At 57.7% G+C, this 18771-nt stretch carries 19 protein-coding genes; 5 read left to right on the top strand and 14 right to left on the bottom strand.

Annotated elements, in window-relative coordinates; all coding sequences use genetic code 11:
* Positions 1 to 2: 2 nt before the first annotated feature.
* A complete protein-coding gene (aspS, locus tag FKG94_RS00675; protein WP_142902258.1) occupies positions 3 to 1787 on the bottom strand; it encodes an aspartate--tRNA ligase in 1785 nt (594 codons plus the stop codon).
* 65 nt (positions 1788 to 1852) lie between these two features.
* A complete protein-coding gene (locus FKG94_RS00670) occupies positions 1853 to 2170 on the bottom strand; it encodes an FmdB family zinc ribbon protein (RefSeq protein ID WP_142902257.1) in 318 nt (105 codons plus the stop codon).
* Positions 2171 to 2400: 230 nt separating this feature from the next.
* On the opposite strand from FKG94_RS00670, the gene FKG94_RS00665 reads away from it, so the two are divergent.
* Complete coding sequence (locus FKG94_RS00665; RefSeq protein WP_142902256.1) at positions 2401 to 3534, top strand: HD domain-containing phosphohydrolase; 1134 nt, start codon at positions 2401 to 2403, stop codon at positions 3532 to 3534.
* A 541-nt stretch (positions 3535 to 4075) separates the two neighbouring features.
* Positions 4076 to 4474 (top strand): HU family DNA-binding protein, encoded by a 399-nt coding sequence (locus FKG94_RS00660; protein ID WP_142902255.1) that lies wholly within the window; start codon positions 4076 to 4078, stop codon positions 4472 to 4474.
* 109 nt (positions 4475 to 4583) lie between these two features.
* On the opposite strand, the gene FKG94_RS00655 is transcribed toward FKG94_RS00660, so the two are convergent.
* Positions 4584 to 5009 (bottom strand): HIT domain-containing protein, encoded by a 426-nt coding sequence (locus tag FKG94_RS00655; RefSeq protein ID WP_142902254.1) that lies wholly within the window; start codon positions 5007 to 5009, stop codon positions 4584 to 4586.
* Positions 5010 to 5168: 159 nt separating this feature from the next.
* On the opposite strand from FKG94_RS00655, the gene FKG94_RS00650 reads away from it, so the two are divergent.
* On the top strand, positions 5169 to 6890 hold the full coding sequence (locus FKG94_RS00650; RefSeq protein WP_142902253.1) for a proline--tRNA ligase: 1722 nt from the start codon (positions 5169 to 5171) through the stop codon (positions 6888 to 6890).
* 166 nt (positions 6891 to 7056) lie between these two features.
* A complete protein-coding gene (locus FKG94_RS00645) occupies positions 7057 to 7608 on the top strand; it encodes a lytic transglycosylase domain-containing protein (RefSeq protein ID WP_425460023.1) in 552 nt (183 codons plus the stop codon).
* A 77-nt stretch (positions 7609 to 7685) separates the two neighbouring features.
* Here FKG94_RS00645 and FKG94_RS00640 read toward each other — a convergent pair whose 3' ends face one another.
* Positions 7686 to 8942, bottom strand: coding sequence for a valine--pyruvate transaminase (locus tag FKG94_RS00640; RefSeq protein WP_142902615.1), 1257 nt, complete (start codon positions 8940 to 8942; stop codon positions 7686 to 7688).
* A 239-nt stretch (positions 8943 to 9181) separates the two neighbouring features.
* Between FKG94_RS00640 and FKG94_RS00635 the strand changes: the two genes are divergently transcribed.
* Positions 9182 to 10990 (top strand): DUF885 domain-containing protein, encoded by a 1809-nt coding sequence (locus FKG94_RS00635; RefSeq protein WP_142902251.1) that lies wholly within the window; start codon positions 9182 to 9184, stop codon positions 10988 to 10990.
* Between the two features lie 17 nt (positions 10991 to 11007).
* Here the strand turns inward: FKG94_RS00635 and FKG94_RS00630 are convergent, their stop codons facing one another.
* The 10 genes from FKG94_RS00630 to FKG94_RS00585 form a co-directional block, all read right to left on the bottom strand.
* Positions 11008 to 12261, bottom strand: a complete 1254-nt coding sequence (locus tag FKG94_RS00630) for a PP2C family protein-serine/threonine phosphatase (protein WP_142902250.1) — start codon at positions 12259 to 12261, stop codon at positions 11008 to 11010.
* Positions 12262 to 12315: 54 nt separating this feature from the next.
* Positions 12316 to 12918: an MlaC/ttg2D family ABC transporter substrate-binding protein gene (locus FKG94_RS00625; RefSeq protein WP_142902249.1), complete on the bottom strand. Its 603-nt coding sequence runs from the start codon at positions 12916 to 12918 to the stop codon at positions 12316 to 12318.
* A 95-nt stretch (positions 12919 to 13013) separates the two neighbouring features.
* Positions 13014 to 13457, bottom strand: coding sequence for an outer membrane lipid asymmetry maintenance protein MlaD (gene mlaD / locus FKG94_RS00620; RefSeq protein ID WP_142902248.1), 444 nt, complete (start codon positions 13455 to 13457; stop codon positions 13014 to 13016).
* A gap of 103 nt (positions 13458 to 13560) precedes the next feature.
* Positions 13561 to 14394, bottom strand: coding sequence for an MlaE family ABC transporter permease (locus FKG94_RS00615; RefSeq protein WP_179957417.1), 834 nt, complete (start codon positions 14392 to 14394; stop codon positions 13561 to 13563).
* A complete protein-coding gene (locus FKG94_RS00610; protein ID WP_218943379.1) occupies positions 14394 to 15218 on the bottom strand; it encodes an ABC transporter ATP-binding protein in 825 nt (274 codons plus the stop codon). Before FKG94_RS00610 ends, FKG94_RS00615 begins: the two co-directional genes overlap by 1 nt.
* 5 nt (positions 15219 to 15223) lie before the next feature.
* Positions 15224 to 15544, bottom strand: coding sequence for an STAS domain-containing protein (locus FKG94_RS00605; protein WP_142902246.1), 321 nt, complete (start codon positions 15542 to 15544; stop codon positions 15224 to 15226).
* A 20-nt stretch (positions 15545 to 15564) separates the two neighbouring features.
* Positions 15565 to 15978 carry an ATP-binding protein gene (locus FKG94_RS00600; protein WP_142902245.1) on the bottom strand — a complete coding sequence of 138 codons (414 nt, stop codon included), beginning with the start codon at positions 15976 to 15978 and terminating at the stop codon, positions 15565 to 15567.
* Between the two features lie 395 nt (positions 15979 to 16373).
* Positions 16374 to 17081: a response regulator transcription factor gene (locus tag FKG94_RS00595; protein WP_246124867.1), complete on the bottom strand. Its 708-nt coding sequence runs from the start codon at positions 17079 to 17081 to the stop codon at positions 16374 to 16376.
* Positions 17078 to 18403, bottom strand: coding sequence for a type II toxin-antitoxin system HipA family toxin (locus tag FKG94_RS00590; RefSeq protein WP_142902244.1), 1326 nt, complete (start codon positions 18401 to 18403; stop codon positions 17078 to 17080). Before FKG94_RS00590 ends, FKG94_RS00595 begins: the two co-directional genes overlap by 4 nt.
* Positions 18400 to 18750 carry a helix-turn-helix domain-containing protein gene (locus FKG94_RS00585; RefSeq protein ID WP_142902243.1) on the bottom strand — a complete coding sequence of 117 codons (351 nt, stop codon included), beginning with the start codon at positions 18748 to 18750 and terminating at the stop codon, positions 18400 to 18402. Before FKG94_RS00585 ends, FKG94_RS00590 begins: the two co-directional genes overlap by 4 nt.
* Positions 18751 to 18771 lie beyond the last annotated feature (21 nt).

Raw genomic sequence — 18771 nt, 5'->3', positions numbered from 1 at the left:
GCCTAGCCTGCAGATTCCTCTTTGCGCCGCAGGCGGATATGCAGCTCACGCAACACCGCCGCATCGACTTCCCCCGGTGCATCGGTCATCACACAGGCGGCGCTCTGGGTTTTCGGAAACGCCATCACATCGCGGATGGAACCGGCCCCGGTCATCAGCATAATCAGGCGATCGAGCCCGAACGCCAGACCGCCGTGCGGGGGTGCGCCGTATTTAAGCGCATCGAGCAGAAAACCGAATTTCTCCCGCTGCTCGGCCGCATCGATACCGAGTATCTGAAACACCGTCTGCTGCATAACCGGATCGTGAATACGAATGGAGCCGCCGCCCAGTTCAGTACCGTTCAACACCATGTCGTAAGCGCGCGACAGAGCCGCACCCGGGGCGTCCGCCAACGCCTCCGCCGAGCAGGACGGCGCCGTAAACGGGTGGTGCAGCGGGGTCCAGGCGCCGGCGCTGCCGTCCAACTGTTCGAACATGGGAAAATCCACTACCCACAGGGGCGCCCAGTCACAGGTAAAGAGATCGAGGTCCTCACCCAGCCGACAGCGCAGCGCACCCAGCGCCTCGGACACCACTTTACCGGTATCGGCACCGAAAAAGATCAGATCGCCGCTCTCGGCTTCCACCCGCTGCAAGATAGCGGCGCAGACCTCGGTGGGCAGGTGTTTCACAATCGGCGATTGCAGGCCGTTTTGCAGGTCGTCCCTGTCGTTCACCTTGATATAGGCAAGCCCTTTGGCGCCGTAGATACTGACGAATTTGGTGTAGTCGTCGATCTGTTTGCGGGTCAGTTTGTCGTTGCCGCCGGGCAGTTTCAGGGCTGTCACCCGGCCATTGGGGTCTCTGGCCGGGCCGGAAAAGACCTTGAACTCGACCTCGGTCATCAAATCCTTCACATCCACCAACTGCAGGGGGATGCGCAGGTCCGGTTTGTCCGAGCCATACTTGGCCATGGCCTCGGCGAAGGTCAGGCGCGGAAACGCCCCCAGCTCCACATCCTGGTGGTCGCGAAACAGTTGCCGGATCATGCCCTCGGTGACCGCCATCACATCCTCTTCGCTGACGAACGACGCCTCGAGGTCAATCTGGGTGAATTCCGGCTGCCGGTCGGCGCGCAGGTCTTCGTCGCGAAAGCATTTGGCAATCTGGTAATAGCGGTCGAAGCCCGCCACCATCAAAAGCTGCTTGAACAGTTGCGGCGACTGCGGCAGCGCGAAGAATTTGCCGGCATGGGTGCGGGAGGGTACCAGATAATCCCGCGCGCCCTCCGGTGTCGCGCGGGTCAGGATCGGCGTCTCGATATCGAGAAAGCCCTGCTGATCCAGGTAGTTGCGAATCGCCGTGGTCACCTTGGAGCGAAAGCGGAAGTGGTGTTGCATCTCCGCCCGACGCAAATCCAGGTAGCGGTATTTGAGGCGCACGTCCTCGCCCACGGCGGTGTGCTCGTCCAGTTGAAAAGGCGGTGTCTCGGCCCGGCTGAGAATTGTCAGCTCGCGCCCGTAGACCTCTACCTCGCCGGTGGCCATATTGGGGTTTACGGTCTCCGGCGACCGCGCCCGCACCTTGCCGGTTACTCGCAGCACATATTCACTGCGCACGGTATCGGCACGCTGAAAATCCTCTTTGCCGTCGGGGTCAAACACCACCTGGAGCACCCCGTCGCGGTCGCGCAGGTCGATAAAAATCACCCCACCGTGGTCGCGGCGGCGATCGACCCAGCCACACAGGGTCACTTCACGACCTATAAATGAAGCATCTACAGCGCCACAGTAGTCGGTGCGCATACTTGGTTTCCTGTCAATTGAAAGCTGATCTGTTTGCCGCGCGGGCCCCGGGGCCCGCGCTGCGGTTACTGGGTACCGGCGCCGGTCTTGGCCGGTGCGGCGGCGGGCTTGGCGGCCCCGGCCTTGTCAGCAGAAGCGGGGGTCGCTTTGGCATCAGCACCCGCATTGCCGTTGTCGCCGGCCAGGTTTTTCTTTTTATTACCCGACTTGAAATCCGTCTCGTACCAGCCGCTGCCCGTCAGGCGAAATCCGGCCGCCGAGATTTTCTTCTTTAACTGCGGTTGCTGGCAGGCCGGGCAGTCGCGCAGGGGGGCATCACTCATCTTTTGCAATGCTTCCATTTCATGCTGACATGACTGGCATTGATACTCATAGATCGGCATAAGAACGCTACCTCTCAGTTGCAACCTGGCGATTATTTAAGTCTGCTGAGGGCCCCGATTCGTCCGGGGCCCGCCCAAAAGCCGGCCATTATACCCCAGCTTCCAAGCGACTAGAAACCGCTCCCGGCCGGGGATATTGGCAGCCTATATTGTCGCGCACTTCCACAAGTGCCAATACCTGTGCTTATAATAGCGCCAACCGGGACTACCCAAAGGTTTAATCCTCAATCATGTTCACGTTTTATAGCGACGACCTGAACCAAGAGCTGCTGAAAGACTTCTTTTATGACCTCAACGACGCCTACCGCCGCTGTGAAAAGATACTGCTGGCGCTGGAACTGACGCCGAAAGACCAGGTTCTGATCAACAAGCTGCTCCGCTCAGTGCACACGATCAAGGCCAATCTGGTGTATGTGGGCCTGAAGGAACTCTGCCCGCTGTTACAGGCGGTGGAGGATGTGCTGGAGGAGTTGCACGCAGGCAGAATGGCCTACGACGACCTGATCAGCGATATGGTGTTACTGGCCGTCGATACGATCAAAAAACTGGTGGACGACAGTGTGACACCAGGTGCGTCGCGTATCGACATAACAACTTTCGGGACGCTATGCAGCGCCGTTCGGGCAGTGGTATCCGCACCGCCCCGGCAACGGCAGCAGGCTATCTACGATGCCATTCGGGTACTCGATCCCGGGACCAAAGTACAGCGACCAACGCCACAGCCCCCGGCCGGGCCATCCGTACCGGCACCGAACGGCGGCGCAGGGCTGGCGGAATTCGGTGTCGAGACCTGCGCCGATCTGGAATTCTTCGCCGGCCTGGCGCTGGCGTTCGAGCAGCGCTCGCAGTACTGGCACGGCAGCAGCTGCCGCATCGCCCGACTGGCCCTGGCTATGAATGACGCTGCCGGCCGGCCGGTCGATCCGTCACAACTGGCGGCGGCGGTTTATGTGCACGATTTCGGCATGGCGTTTCTGCCCCTGGAACTACTGCACAAGCAGTCCAGCTACGACTACCTTGAACAATTACAACTACATCATCATGTAAAAATTGCCCATGGATTGTTGTCTCACATGGAGCGCTGGCGGGCGGCGGCGGAAATGGTGTCGCAGCATCACGAGCACTGCGACGGCAGGGGTTACCCGAACGGCCTGCAGGAAGCGGAGATTTGCGACGGCGCAAAAATTATTGCCATTGCTGACGCCTTCGAGGCGTGCAGTCATAGCCGGGCCCACAACCGCGAACCCCAGCGACCGCTTATTCGCGCTGTACTGGAGGTCAACCGCTACGCCGGCTCTCAATTCAGCCAGTTTTGGGTGGACATCTTCAATAAGGTGGCCCGCGGGCAGGAAACCCGCCACTGACTCCCGACCTTAAACACCGGTGCCATGAGCCCGTTATAAAAACCGATACAAACAATTACAATTGGCGACCGGCTACTAGCAAGCCAAGCGGGCACGACACGCTTTCGGGCAGCCCGCCGGATATTTTTTATCAGCCGATCCGATAAAATAACAAATGTTGCTGCCGGGTATTTTTTTCCAATTCACCGGCAAATAACCGGAACCACGCCTCCATTCGTCTCAAAACCTTATTTTTTTAGCCTTTTGAGTAGTTTTTTGTTGCCCGTGGCAAAAATATGCTATATACATAGCCGCAAATGCATCGGTATTGATTTTAAGCCTGTATTTATAGGTATTTGGGCCAGCTATTTGAGCAGTTTTTCAGCCCAGATTGCTAACGTTGTAATGTGCTCTGCTATACTCCATATCGATTTGCATTGGCTGTAACATGTTTACGCCATTAACCACCCAATGCGGAAGGGTTAGTGTCGAAAACACTTACACTAATCAACTTAGATTGATAAAACGCTCCATACCATTACCACTTAAGAAGGAAACACGCATGGCTGCTCGCAAGACTGCTGCAAAAAAAACCACACGTAAAGCCGCCGCCAAGAAGGCCGCCGTACCTGATCGCAAGATCAAGGCCATTAAAGAGCGCATGAACAAGACCCAGATACTCAATCAAATCGCCGAAGCCACTGAACTGTCCAAAAAGCAGGTTCAGTCTGTTTTGGACGAACTGACTGATGTCATCGAGGGACATATTAAGAAGCGCGCCATCGGCGAATTCGTGTTGCCCGGTCTGCTGAAGATCACCACCGTGAAAAAGCCGGCTCGCAAAGCCCGCAAAGGGATCAACCCCTTTACCGGTGAAGAAACCACATTTGCCGCCAAGCCGGCCAGCATCCAGGTTAAGGTGCGTCCGCTGAAAAAGCTGAAGGAAATGGCCGACAGCTAATTCCCGACAGCGCTAAACTGCCTTAGCAGGCAGCCCATCCGACCCCGTGACGGCGGGGTCGTGTGGTTCCCTCCCCCTTATTATTCAGCTAACAGTTATCAATTAACTGTTATCCACCTACCTCAAACCCTTCGCCGGCCAGCGCATTGCGCAGGCGAGCCACCCGCTCCTCCAGCGCCTCTTTATCATAGGGCCGCGCCGCCACCGCGCCCCAAACCGGACCGGGCCAGGCGGGATCATCCTCGAAGCGGGCGACATGGTGGACATGGAGTTGTGGCACCTGGTTGCCCAGGGCGGCAATATTCATCTTTTTGGGAGCGAATACCGCCGCCATGACTTCCGCCAGGTGACAGGATTCACGCATTAATTGCAGCCGGTCCTCTTCATTCAAGTGGTGAATCTCGCGGATGTCCCGACGCCGGGGCACCAGCAGACACCAGGGGTAGTTACTGTCGCGGTGCAACAGTACCAGCGACAACGGAAATTTGCCGAGCGCTACCGTATCCTCGTGCAGTTTTGCAGCCAATTCGAACATACTTTTCAATCCTCCCGCCGGGTGGCCGCGGAAACCATCATTGCTCCGGCTCCCGCTGGCTGTTTTCTCTTTTGCTACAGGTTTCATTGTACCCGGACAGGCATCCGACTTAGAATAGCCGCCTCGACCCGCCAGAATGCCTGAGAGAAAAGTATAGCAATGCGAGCCAGCCGTTTTTTGATTGCCACCCTCAAGGAAACCCCTGCAGATGCCGAGGTCATCAGCCACCAATTGATGCTGCGCGCCGGCATGATCCGCAAACTGGCCGCCGGACTCTACACCTGGTTACCGCTCGGGCTCAGAGTGCTGCGCAAGGTGGAAGCCATAGTGCGCGAAGAAATGAACGGCGCCGGCGCCCAGGAGGTGTTGATGCCGGTGGTGCAGCCGGCGGAGTTGTGGCAGGAATCCGAACGCTGGGAGCAATTTGGCCCCGAGTTACTGCGCGTCGAGGACCGCCACCAGCGCCCGTTTTGCCTCGGTCCCACGCACGAGGAGGTTATCACCGATCTGGTTCGCCAGCAGATCAAAAGCTATCGCCAGTTGCCGGTAAACCTCTACCAGATTCAGACCAAGTTCCGCGACGAAACCCGACCCCGCTTCGGCATTATGCGGGCGCGTGAATTTCTGATGAAAGATGCTTATTCGTTCCATCTCGAACAGGCCTCGTTGCAGGACACCTACGACATCATGCACGGGGCTTACACCCGCATATTTACCCGCATCGGCCTGGATTTTCGCCCGGTGCTGGCCGCCACCGGCGCCATCGGCGGCTCCAGTTCCCATGAATTCCACGTCCTTGCCGACAGCGGCGAAGATGCTATCGCCTTCAGCGATAACAGCGATTACGCGGCCAATGTCGAGTTGGCAGAAGCCGTGGCACCGACTGTCGAGCGCGCCGCCCCCACCCGCGAGCTGATCGAGGTGGTAACCCCGGATCAACACACCATCGAGGAGGTCTCGGACTTTCTGGCGGTGCCCCCTACCGATATGGTGAAAACCCTGATTGTCCTGGGTGAAGCGACCGCTGAAGAGGAGCAACCGCTGCTGGCGCTGGTGCTGCGCGGCGATCACGAACTCAATGCGGTCAAAGCGGAAAACCTGGCGGGCGTCGCCAGTCCGCTGACCTTGGCGGCGCCGCAACGGATCGAAACCGCACTCGGCTGCCAGGTGGGCTCGATCGGTCCGGTGGGGCTGCCGATACCGGTCATCGTCGATCGCAGTGCCGCGGTGCTGGCCGATTTTGTCTGCGGTGCCAACAAAGACGGTTATCACCTGACCGGCGTCAACTGGGACAGAGATGCGCAACTCGACCGGGTCGCGGACCTGCGCAATGTGGTGCCCGGCGATCCCAGCCCGGACGGCAACGGCAGCCTGGACATCAAGCGGGGTATCGAGGTGGGCCATATCTTCCAACTCGGCGATAAATACAGCCGCACCATGAATGCCACCGTACTCGACGAAAACGGCCGTGAACAGACCATGGTGATGGGCTGCTACGGCATCGGTGTCAGCCGTATCGTGGCCGCTGCCATCGAGCAGAATCACGACGACAGCGGCATTATCTGGCCCGCCGCCATCGCCCCGTTTGACATTGCCCTGGTGCCGATCAATATGCACAAATCGGCGGCGGTCGCCGCAAAGTGCGAGGCACTTTACCGGGATCTCCAGGCCGCCGGATACACGGTTCTGTTTATGGACGAGGCCAAAGCGCGCCTCGGCGGTATGCTGGCCGACGTGGAACTGATGGGTATTCCCCACCGCGTGGTGGTGGGCGAACGCGGTCTGCAGGCAGGCCTGGTCGAATACAAAGGCCGGCGCGACGCCGACAGTCGTGACCTCACTGAGAAGGACCTGCTAGACTTGCTCAAGCGAGAAGAATAACCAACCCAGCAATACATAATGCGCCGTTATGAACAGGCTGACCTCACGATTGGCAACAGGATTAACCACAAGCATCGCAGCAAGACTGGCGGCGCCGGTTCAATCCCCGGTCGCGCCGGCGACCCCGAACCAGGCGATTTATGGTTGGCTGGCACTGCTATTGGCTATCTGCACCTGCCACAGCGCGCTGGCGCAGCCGAAGATTGAGCCGGCGCCGCCGCAGTTTGAAGTAGAGGATGAACTGCGACGCCTGTTGGTGGAAACCATCGAAGCAGCCGACAGTTTCGACGATCGCTTTGACGCGGAAGTCTGGCTGGTGTCCAAGTCGCCGCCACTGCGGCGCTTTATCGACAATCCGAAAAAACGCATGTCAATGCTGAAGAGCATTCACCGCGCCGCCCGCCGCGCCGGCCTGCAGCCGGAGGTGGTGCTGGCGGTCATCGAGGTGGAAAGCGGCTTCAACCGCTACGCCGTCTCGCGGGTCGGCGCCCAGGGCCTGATGCAGGTGATGCCGTTTTGGAAACATGAGATAGGCCGACCGGAAGACAACCTGATTGACCTGGAAACCAACCTCAAATACGGCTGTGCGATTCTCAAGCACTATCTCAACAGGTCAAACGGTCATCTGGCCGAAGCCCTGGCCCGCTACAACGGCAGTTACGGCCGCTACACCTATGTCGAAAAAGTAATGATGGCCTGGCAGAAATACTGGCGTTGAGAGAATGGCACTCGCGCCTGGCGCGAGTGCCATTCGGCGCTTAGCCGGTGCACAGTCCCCATATCGGACTGCCAGGTCTATCCTTTATAAGCTTTGCGCACTTCGTCGGCAAGAATGTCGATGCCGCGCTCCACCACCTCCGGGTCCTGGCTGTAAGTCACCCTTATACACTCTTCGGTATGGCGCCAGTCAGAGGACGCCATACCGACAAAAAAATGGTGCCCGGCGACAATCAACACCCCGCGAGCCTTGAGCCTCTCGTAAAGTGCCTGGCTGGTAATGGGCAGCCCCTTGAACCACAGCCATAGAAAAATGGCGCCCTCCGGTTTGTGAATATAGTAAGGTAAACCGTCCAGGGCCCGGCGCAGGGCGGTCACCGCCTGTTGCGACCGGGTTCGGTAAAACGGCTGCACCAGATCGCTGCTGACCGACAGAATCTCACCACTGCGAAACAGCTCCCGGGCCAGCGCCGGTCCCAGGTTGCCGCTGGCCAGGCTGATAATGGTATTGGCCTGGGTAAAGGCACTGATCAGCGCCTCCTCGGCCACGACAATGCCGGTGCGGGCTCCGGGCAATCCCAGCTTTGACAGGCTCAGCACCAACACGGTGTTGTCGTTCCAGTGGGGCTTGACCTCGGTAAAAATAATGCCGGGAAACGGGGTGCCGTAGGCGCCGTCAATAATCAATGGAATGCCGTGCTGGCGGGCCAGGTCATCGAGCTGTTCCACTTCCGCATCGGTCAGCACGTTACCGGTGGGGTTGGTGGGGCGGGATACGCAGATCGCACCGGTGGTATGGTCGACGCTCAACTTGTCGAAGTCCACCCGGTACTTAAAGAGGTGGTCGTCGAGAATATCAATGGCGGGCCGGGTTGCGCGGAAAAAGTCCCGGCTCAGACCGACATCGCTGTAACCGAGGTACTCCGGCGCCAACGGCAACTGGATATGCCGGTGGCTACCGTCGGCAAATTCGCCGGCAAACATATTGAACAGGATGTAAAAAGCCGACTGGCTGCCGTTGGCGATGGCGATATTTTTTGCCGTTACCGGCCAGCCGAACTGGCGTTGCAGCAACTCGGCTATCTGTACCAGCAGTTGCGGGTCTCCCTGGGGCGACTGGTAGATACCCAGTAAGCGGTGCAGATCGGCGTCACTGCCGAGCAGTTGCAGTAGGCGGTCACGAAATACCCGCTCCACCGCGGGGATACGGCTGGGGTTGCCGCCACCCATAGAAATCATATCGGGGTTGAGGTTCAGGGCGGTGCCCAGATCGTCCATTAGCGTGACGATGCCCGACTCGGCGGTGTATTTCTCTCCAAAACGAGAAAACTGCATGGCCATAACAGGTCTGTTGCTCCGGTGTTTACCGACAAGCTTAGCGTGTTTGTCACCACAGCCCAAGCGCACCGGCAACAATAGATAACAACAGGCAACACAAGCGGCAAAACAGGCGGTAAAATAGGCCCGCAGCTTGAGGGGAAGGGCGCGACGCTCGTCCACTACTGTACTTACTCAGCCCGACTATTTTGACCCAATTATTCGACCCAGGTATTTGACCCAATGGGAAACCCGTCATGACACGCCTTACCGCTTTACTGTGCATAGTGGCAATAGCCGCGGTGTTTACCGCCTGCAGCACATCCGAGCCCTCGCGCCAGGAAGACGAGTCTGCACGCGCCAATGCGTTGTTCGAGACATTTTTCGAGGAAGACCTAGCCCGCAGCCCCATGCGGCAGACCTACCTCGGCATCAAGACTGACTACGACAAATGGGACAATATCAGCGACGCTTTCGAGGCCATGAGCCATGCGCTGCGCCGCGATCAATTGGCGCGCCTGAGCCGGCTCAACCCCGAGAATATGGACGCCGCCACCGCCCTGAGTTTCCGGCTCCAGCGACAGGTCTTGGAAGATGCGATCGCCGACTACCGGTGGCGCCACCACAACTACCCGGTCAATCAGATGTTTGGCATTCACACTACAGCGCCGTCGCTGTTGATTAACCAACACCATATTGACAACAGACAGGATGCCGAGGCCTACATTACCCGCCTGGCGGGTATCGCGGTGTTATTCGACCAGTTGATCGACGGCCTGAGAGCCCGGGCTGAAAAGGGCATTGTCATGCCCAAGTTCGTTTTCCCCTACGCCATCGAGGCAAGCAATAACATCATTACCGGCGCGCCGTTCGGCGCCGGTGACGACAGTGTTCTCTACGCTGATTTCAAGCGCAAGATCGGGGCCCTGCAACTGACCTATGCACAGCGCGAGGCCCTGCTGACAGATGCCAGTACCGCCTTGCGGCAACACGTTAAACCGGCCTATGAGAAGCTGATCCGCTACCTGGTCGAGTTGGAACAACAGGCAGACACCCGCGACGGCGCCTGGAAATTCCCCGAGGGCGAGGCTTTCTACAACAACGCGCTGGCCCGCACGACCACCACGTCGTTCAGCGCCGCTGAGATTCATATCGTCGGCCTGGAGGAAGTCGCGCGTATTCACAGCGAGATGCGCGATATCATGAAACAGGTGAATTTCGCCGGCGACCTGGCCGCGTTCTTTACGTTTATGCGCACCGACCCGCAGTTTTACTACCCGGAGGACGAGGCCAGCAAAGAGGCGTACCTCGCTGCCGCCACCGCTATTATCGACAATATGGAGTCGCGCCTCGACGAGCTGTTTCTCACCCGCCCCAAGGCGGCTCTGAAAGTGCAACGCGTGGAGGCATTCCGGGAGAAGTCCGCCGGCAAGGCATTCTATCAGCGGCCGTCCATGGATGGCTCGCGCCCCGGCCTGTACTATGCCAATTTGTACAGAATGTCCAATATGCCCACCTATCAGATGGAAGCGCTCGCTTACCACGAAGGCATCCCCGGCCACCATATGCAAATTGCCATCGCCCAGGAATTGGAGGGTATTCCACAATTCCGCAAATTCGGCGGTTACACGGCCTACGTCGAGGGCTGGGGGCTTTACTCTGAGTGGATACCCAAGCAGATGGGACTCTACCAGGACCCCTATTCTGACTTCGGCCGGCTGGCCATGGAACTCTGGCGGGCCTGCCGACTGGTGGTGGATACCGGTATCCATGCCAAACAATGGACCCGACAACAGGCTATCGATTATTTAAAAGCCAATACCCCCAACCCCGAGGGCGATATTGTCAACGCCATCGAACGTTATATCGTCATCCCGTCCCAGGCCACCGCCTACAAAATCGGTATGCTGAAAATTCAACAGCTACGCGCAACATCGGAACAGGCGCTGGGCAAGCGGTTCGATATTCGTCAATTCCACGATGTGGTGTTGCGCAACGGTCCGGTGCCGCTCAATGTGTTGGAGGATTTGGTGGACCGCTGGGTGCAGGAGACGAAGCGGGGCTAAAGGCTGCCAACCTGCAGCTAATGCAAAAACTGTATCGCACACAACGTTAAGTCATCTTCAAATTCGTTCTGCGCACAAAAGTCCTGCAGCGCCTCCTCCACCGCATCCACCACACAGTGGGGGCAGGCCTCCGTGGTTTTGATCAACGCTTCCAGACGCTCCCGGCCAAACTCCTGCTGCTCGGTATTGCGGGTCTCCAATACCACATCGGTATACATAAAGAGTATATCGCCCCTCTCGATCGCAAATTCATGCCTCTGCCAGCGGTAGTCCCGCAATACGCCAACGGGGATATCCTGGGCCTCGCTCAGCGGGATCACCTGTTCGTCACGCTTGATATAGGCTACCGGATGCCCCGCCGAACAGTAGTTGAGCCTGCGCAGCGCCGGCTCATAGTGAAAGGTGTTCAGGGTGATAAACTTGCCGCGATGCTTACGGGTAAAAAAGTGTGTGTTCAGGTAGTTTAAAAATTCATCTACCGAGGCATCCCCCGCCGGCCGATAGGTGCGCACAATAGCGTCCAGCATAGCCGCCTCCACCGCAGCACTGGGCCCGTGGCCGGCAACATCGGCAATCATAGCGCCGAACTCATGGGGCTGCGAACTCGGCTGGTCTTCTCCCAAACTGCTGATATCCAGGTAGTCGCCACTGGTTTGCTTATACGCCTTGAAACGGAAAGCGAGTTCCACACCGGGAATGCTGGTGTCCTCTTCCGGCAGCAGCAGCTTTTGCAGGCGCGCCATTTCGTTGATCTCGCGGTCAATCCACTGCTGCGCCTCCTTCAACTGCCGCTTCTCTACCACGCGCGCCATGCTGCTGAAGGCATAATTGGCAATCAACGCGAGTTTTGCGGTATCCACATCGAGAATCGAACATTCAGACTCGAGCACCAGTAACCAGCGTTCGACCTCCCTGTCGTGCCAGATCGGCAATACAAACGCAATTTCGTAACGCTGGAGATTATCTCTGAACAGATCGGGCGCCTGTGATCGCAATACGGTAAACGGCTCGGCAGCCGCCTTCCAGACCTCGATGAAGTCACCCTGATAAACGGGAAATTCATCGGAGGGCAGCAGCAACTCATCGGGAGAATAAATGGGGCAGTAGTGCTGGTCGCAAAACCCGGACAGCTGAAAACAACCCTGCGCCAGGCCGACGCTGTTGACGATACCGAGCGTACAACCACCCAACTCCTCCATCAGTGCCTTGTAGAGAAACGCCAGCGCATTGGACTCGCTGCTGGCCTGGCTGAGTTGTAGTAGATACCGCAAGATTTTGCTCCCGGAGCCGGCGGCTGCCGATCCGTCAGGCAGCCGGGTATGCCGTCAGTTCGACGCCAGCTCCTGTGTCAGTGATTCATTCAATGCTTTGAGCCCGCCGCGCCTCAATATCGGTTTATAGCTGCTATTGTAGCTGCTGACCAGGGAAATACCCTCCACCACGTAATCGTAGATACGCCAGCCCTCGGCACGCTTGATCATACGGAACTTGACCGGTATTTTTTTACCCTGGGATAAGATATGGGTGTCGACCACCGCATACTTGTCCCTTCTAATCTCTTCCTCCAGGTACTCAACGCTCTCGCCACTGTATTTATCCAGTAAGCCGTAGTAGGTATTTACCACTACCTGAGAGAATAAACCGATAAACTCATCTTTGTCTTCGGTCTCGGCTTTGCGCCAGTCAGTAGCCACTATCCGTTGCGACATGGCCCTGAAATCCGCATATTCATCGACAATGGCCGTCATCTTGACCCTTTTCTGCTCACTGCTCATATCCTCGTCGACAACGATGGCAAGTAAACCGTCGACAGCCTGCTGCAGCGTCTGGGTCGGTGTCTGGTTCGAAGTTTGAGCCGCCTGCACCCATGCTGCGGGTGTTAGAAGCAACAAAATGATAGTGAATACCAAAGGTCTGGTCGCGTTCATGGTTATCTCGATATCCTCAAGGGGTAAATTAGCTACACCGGGTCACAGCGCCACTGCGGCCACCCGCGTTTTTTCAGCGTCCGGACCGGCACCGCTTACTCTTCAAAAATATATTTACTGACAAGCTCCTCGATACTGATCGAAGACTCTGTTTCAAATATCTCATCTCCCGGAGCCAGCACCTCTTCGGCGCCGCCGGGCGACAGCTTGATAAACCTGTCACCGATGATACCGGCCGTGCGAATCGACGCGATAGAATCCTCCGGCAGACTGACTTCCTTATCGATAACCATGGTCACCACCGATTCAAACGAGTCGTAGTCCAGCGCAATGGTTTGCACCTGCCCTACGCGTACGCCGGCCACTTCGATAAACGCCCCCTCCTTCAGACCGGAAGAATTATCAAACCGCGCGACCAGCGAATAACGCTTGTCGGCATCGCCGGAGACACCGGCGATATCCACGGCCAGATAGGCCAGTGCCGCGGTGCCCATCAAAACAAAAATCCCAACAAAAAACTCCACACCAAATTTCTTCATTATTTTTCCCAAACGAAATTCGACAATCTGTTATACGAAAAAACCGCCTACAGCTGACACCAACCCCTTACTGTCAACAGCAAAGTGACTCTTCACAAAACTTTCACAACATCAAAGCGCTGACCACATAATCGGTGAACAGCATCAGCATCGCACTCAACACCACCGCATCGGTAGTGGCGCGACCAACGCCCTCGGCACCGGAAACCGGTTGTTCAATATGCACGTAATAGCCCTTGGCCAGTACCACACAAAAAATCACCGCGCCAAACAGCGTCGATTTGACCAGCCCCATACGCACGTCCGACCACAGCACCGTATCGGCCATACCACCCAGGTAAGCACCGTCACTAACACCCTGAATGATGACGCCGACAATGTAGCCGCCGCCAATGCCCACCACATTCACAATCGCCGTCAACAGCGGCACGGCGATAATACCGGCAATCAGGCGCGGCAACATAACATAGCGAAAGCTGTCAATCGCCATACAATCCAGAGCATCGAACTGTTGTTCGTTACGCATGATGGCAATTTCCGAACAGGTGGCGGAGCCGGCCCGGGCGATGACCATCAGCGCCGCCATCACCGGACCCAGTTCCCGAATCAGCGACAGGGCCACCACCGATCCTAACAGGTCGACCGAACCGAACCGAATCAGCGCATCGTAAAACTGCAGCGCCACCACCATTCCGGTAAACAGGCCGGCCACCGCAATAACCGGCAGCGACCTGGCGCCGATAAAATGCATTTGCTTAATAACTTCAGCAACCGGAAACGGCCAATACACCAGCCGCGACAGGCAGGTAACAAAGAAGATCGCCAAGCGCCCGGCCTGTTCCACGACACGGATCGCAGCGCGGCCCAGGCGGCTGACCGGCGCCAGCAACACGGTACGGAACAGGCTGTTGGACTCGACACTATCGCTCGCTGTCATCAGTCGGCCCCCGCAGTCAAACGATTGAGATATTTATTGGCATCGACCGGGTCTTTGCGCGGGCGCCGGTTGATCATGTTCTGAATGCGCTCGTCGGTACTGGCCCGGATTTCATCGGGCGTGCCGGTCTGCACTATCTCACCGTCGAATAACACCGTGATGCGATCGGCAATTTTAAAGGCGCTCTCCAACTCGTGAGTCACGACAATAACCGTTATATTCACAGCCTCGCGCAGCTTCAAAATCAGGTCGTCCAGTTCCACCGAGGTCACCGGGTCCAGACCCGCCGAGGGCTCATCGAAGAATAACAACTTCGGGTCCATAATCACGGCCCGCGCCAGGCCGGTACGCTTGAGCATGCCGCCGGACAATTCCGCCGGCATAAAATCCTCGCAACCGGCCAGGTTCATCATCTCCAGTTTGAGGCGCGCCATGATGTCGATGGTATCGTCGTTGAGCTTGGTATGCTGGCGCAACGGCAGTTTGACATTGTCGCCCACCGTCATCGAACTGAGCAGCGCACCGCCTTGAAATGCCACACCGATGCGTTTGCGCAACTCGGCCAGCTGTTTGCCGCTGGCGCCGGCGACATCCAAACCGTCCACCATTATCCGGCCGGAGGTGGGCTTTTCCAATGCCAGCAAGTGGCGCAACAGCGTACTCTTACCGGAACCACTGCCGCCCATGACCACCATAATCTCGCCGCGGTTGACGCTGAAGTTGACCGATTTGAGAATTTGTCGCTCACCGTAGTGGGTGACCAGATCGGTGACCTGAATGATAGGCGACTGCGGGTCGCCTCCCGCTTCGACGGCTGTTGCCACAGGCGCTACTCCCTCACGTCGTCGAGGGTGGCCGCCAGGGGAAACACCTGGTCTAGCCGCGTCAACTGCAGCACCTGCAGCGGTGATCCGCTGGCCCCGATAATGGCAAATTGCAGGTCTTTGCCCTTGGACACATTGAGCCCCTCCACCAGCGTGGCGATGCCGGAACTGTCGATATAGGTTAGTGACGTGAAATCGACCAGCAAAGACTGGCCCTGTTCGAGAATAGATAAGACTTCATCGCGCAGCTTCGGCGAGTTGTTCAAATCCACCTCGCCCTGCAAGTGCAACACCCGGTAGTGCAGGTGCTCGGAGGTTTCGTACATAGTTGTTATATCCTTTGGCGTTATTGCGGTAGTTTTTTCCGCATTTCGAGCAAGTTACCGACATTTGGCGGCGGTGGCAGCAGGGTGACCGAGTCCATGACCTTGTGGATCAGCAGCAGCCCCAGACCACCGGGTTCGCGCAGGTTCTCAGCCGGCGGCTGCAGGCAGTCTCGATCCACCGGATCGGCAAAATCCTGCAACTTGAATACCACCATCCCGTCATCCCGATAGATTTCTAAAATAAACCTGCCATCCGTGCGGTCTTTATAGGCATGGCGTATCACATTGGCACAGGCCTCATCGATCGCCAGGGTAATGCAATCGGTGTCGGTGGAGGGATAGCCCAGTTGGATACAAATGTCCCGTACCTGTTCGCGTACGCCACACAACTCGGTGGAGCAGGCCTCGCAGGGTAATTTGTGAATCAATTCCATAAGCTAGGTTCGCTGTCGGTCGGTAGAACGGCTAAAGGTATCTGTTCAGAAACTGCAACCACTTCACTTAAAGTCTGTCATTCACTCAATCACTAACTGCCTCACTGGTCTCACAACGCCGGCAAGTGGCGAGACCCAGTTATAAATTTATGGCAAAACCGCCGCTATCGCCATCACTAAACCACTAAATCGACCATTAAACCAGTAAATCAGAATGGTTTGCCGGCGGTGACCGGAATTCGCTTTGACAACGCGTCAAACATTAGTTCCGCCAGGAGGTCCTGAGTGTCACGGTTGCACCGCCCTGCCCCCAAGCGGTGCACCTGTACCCACCGCCCGCATCGAACATGACCCAGCCGCGACACGCCGCCGCCCGGGCGAGCCAGCCTGCGCGCTCAAGTCCCGGGCGCCGGCACATCGGTCTTGAGCCTGGACAATCCAGCCGCAAGTTCTGGCACCGCATCGGTGAGCTCGGGCAGTGCCGCCACCAACTCGGGCAGATTATTCGCCCCCATTTTACGCATCACCCGGCTGCGATGGATTTCCACGGTTTTGACACTGATCGCCAGCGCCGCAGCGATCTCCCGGTTGGACAGGCCCGTCATCACCCGCTCGGCCACCTGTTGTTCACGCTGGCTCAACGACTGCCAGCGCGCCAGCAAAAGCTCGGCCCGCCGGGCCTGATTAAACGCACGGTCGCTGTGGACCAGGGTTGCGGTCACCAGCTTTAACAGCGCCTCATCGTCAAACGGTTTCTCAATAAAGTCGACAGCCCTGTGTTTCATCGCCTGCACCGCCATGGCGACATCGCCGTGCCCGGTAATGACAATAACCGGCAACACCCGCCCCTGGCGCTGGAGTTCCTGCAGCAATGCCAGCCCGCTCATACCCGACATACGTACATCCAATAACAGGCAGCCGGGCCCGCCGGCATAGGCCTGTAAAAAGGCCTCGGCGCTCTCGAACTGCCGGCAAGTCAACCCCGCACTGTCCAGCAGCCAGCCCAGAGACTCGCGAAAGTCGCGATCGTCGTCAACAATATAAACCGTTTGCGGTGTCGCCGGCATGGGTCCGTCACTGTAGTTGATAGCGGTTCGGGTCAATCAAAATGCAACCGCAGGTGGCTGCCGATATGTTGAATCCACGTATCGGAAACCTGTGCCTGGCGAGCAAAGTTCTTCCAGTTGCTGCAAACGTCGACGATGTCGCCGACGATGCGCCGCGCCCGCGCCGGCGGCAGATTCGCTTTTTTACCCGCTTCGATCAAATCGAGCAGGGTAAAGTCTTCCCGCTTGCCATTACAGCTCATCTGGTGGCGCGAGGTCCATTTACCGCGAGGATTGAACGAGTAAATCATGTCATAAGCCGGTGCCAGCGACCACTCGCCTTTGCGATTCATCAAAAAGGCAATGTTCTTTACATGGTCGTCCTGGTTGCGTGCGACGATATTAAACACCATGCGCCGGAATAGCTGCTCCAACTCGCCGGCCTGGTGAGCAGTCTCCAACAGGCGCAGGACCTGGAACGCCTGTTCGTAGGAGTAGGCCCCCGGCGCATTGAAATCGTAGTGGGCCAGGGCGCACAGTGACTGCATATGCAGCTTATCGCCGTCCTCCAGACGGTCGAAGCGCCGGGTCATAAAGTGAGCGCGCTGGTGCTCTTCCAACAGCCGGCACTCCATCATGGTAATACCTGCCGCAGCCGCCATTTTGGAATAAGCATACTCGATGCGACCAAAACCCTGGGGATCGGCCAACTCTTTATCCCGATTATTGGCGACGCCATCGAACTTCAGCAACCAATGGCCAAAGCCGCTCGGCGTCGATACCTGTCCCGATCGAACTTCGTGGCTCGACGGATTCCAGGCAATCACCGCCTTGGCCCGCGCGCCGCCCGCCGAGGTGCCCACCAGCAGGATGTCCTCGATACCGGACTTGGCATCCTGCAGATTGGTCTTGAAGTCCTCGCGAGCGGTCAGGATGTCTGACGCCAGGTCGACCAGGTGGGCAATATCCAGCGCCTTGTCCACCGTAACCGGTTGGCGCAGGGTCGGTTTGAATTCCAGCGCTCCCATCGCCCGGTCCCCCACATAGCACAGGCGCTCAACCGGAGAAAAGCTGGCGGGCGAGCGCTCCTGTTCAGCGAGCCAGCGGTCGATCAGGCGATTGCCAAAGCGGTCGGGCAGCGCATCGGCCAGCAGCCCCGGCAAACCTTTGAAGGTCTCCCGGTTCAGCTCCGGAAATGAGAAAACCCGACTCCCTGCGGCTTTCGGCATGACGATGGGTGCCAGCTCCACCGGCGCTGATAAAAACGTCCTGTCGTACTCGAAAAAGCCCAGGGCAGCGTCGGGGTCCCAAATAACGACGCCGACGCGGGTGCCCCACAGCATCACATCCGCCATTAATTCCGGCGCCAGATCACTCACGTCTCATCACCCCATTTCCACTCTCCTGCGGGAGGGCTTTCCGATATGCGGTGACCGGAAGCGCGCCGGCGCCGCTTGCCACCACCCGCCTTCAGGTCCACCGGCCGATAAGGGGGCACCTGCAACAACCTGCTGAGAGACCCGACTTCACCCAGGCCGCGCAACACCGCGACCAGATAGAGGCTGCCGACACTGTTGCCGCCCTCTATGTTCTTTACCGTGCCTTTGGATACACCGGAAACAGCCGCCAAATCCTCCCGCCTGAGGTTTTGCTGGAGCCGGATGGTTTCTATTTTCCTGCCCAGATCGGCCAAAACCGCCTGATTGCTGACTGTGTTGTAGTCCATGAGAACACCACTAAAAGGTAT

Origin of the sequence: Exilibacterium tricleocarpae, assembly GCF_007004655.1 — a bacterium.
Lineage (GTDB): Bacteria > Pseudomonadota > Gammaproteobacteria > Pseudomonadales > Cellvibrionaceae > Exilibacterium > Exilibacterium tricleocarpae.
Note: the sequence above shows the minus strand (reverse complement) of the source record. Positions and strands in the feature narration are given on the sequence as shown.

Bases quoted from the DNA above. Each gene is read 5' to 3' on its own strand.
- FKG94_RS00650 (WP_142902253.1), top strand. From the start codon at position 5,169: ATGCGAGCCAGCCGTTTTTTGATTGCCACCCTCAAGGAAACCCCTGCA.
- FKG94_RS00615 (WP_179957417.1), bottom strand. From the start codon at position 14,394: ATGACAGCGAGCGATAGTGTCGAGTCCAACAGCCTGTTCCGTACCGTG.
- FKG94_RS00605 (WP_142902246.1), bottom strand. From the start codon at position 15,544: ATGTACGAAACCTCCGAGCACCTGCACTACCGGGTGTTGCACTTGCAG.
- mlaD (WP_142902248.1), bottom strand. From the start codon at position 13,457: ATGAAGAAATTTGGTGTGGAGTTTTTTGTTGGGATTTTTGTTTTGATG.
- FKG94_RS00670 (WP_142902257.1), bottom strand. From the start codon at position 2,170: ATGCCGATCTATGAGTATCAATGCCAGTCATGTCAGCATGAAATGGAA.
- FKG94_RS00665 (WP_142902256.1), top strand. From the start codon at position 2,401: ATGTTCACGTTTTATAGCGACGACCTGAACCAAGAGCTGCTGAAAGAC.
- FKG94_RS00635 (WP_142902251.1), top strand. From the start codon at position 9,182: ATGACACGCCTTACCGCTTTACTGTGCATAGTGGCAATAGCCGCGGTG.
- FKG94_RS00625 (WP_142902249.1), bottom strand. From the start codon at position 12,918: ATGAACGCGACCAGACCTTTGGTATTCACTATCATTTTGTTGCTTCTA.
- FKG94_RS00640 (WP_142902615.1), bottom strand. From the start codon at position 8,942: ATGCAGTTTTCTCGTTTTGGAGAGAAATACACCGCCGAGTCGGGCATC.
- FKG94_RS00655 (WP_142902254.1), bottom strand. From the start codon at position 5,009: ATGTTCGAATTGGCTGCAAAACTGCACGAGGATACGGTAGCGCTCGGC.
- FKG94_RS00660 (WP_142902255.1), top strand. From the start codon at position 4,076: ATGGCTGCTCGCAAGACTGCTGCAAAAAAAACCACACGTAAAGCCGCC.
- FKG94_RS00585 (WP_142902243.1), bottom strand. From the start codon at position 18,750: ATGGACTACAACACAGTCAGCAATCAGGCGGTTTTGGCCGATCTGGGC.
- aspS (WP_142902258.1), bottom strand. From the start codon at position 1,787: ATGCGCACCGACTACTGTGGCGCTGTAGATGCTTCATTTATAGGTCGT.
- FKG94_RS00600 (WP_142902245.1), bottom strand. From the start codon at position 15,978: ATGGAATTGATTCACAAATTACCCTGCGAGGCCTGCTCCACCGAGTTG.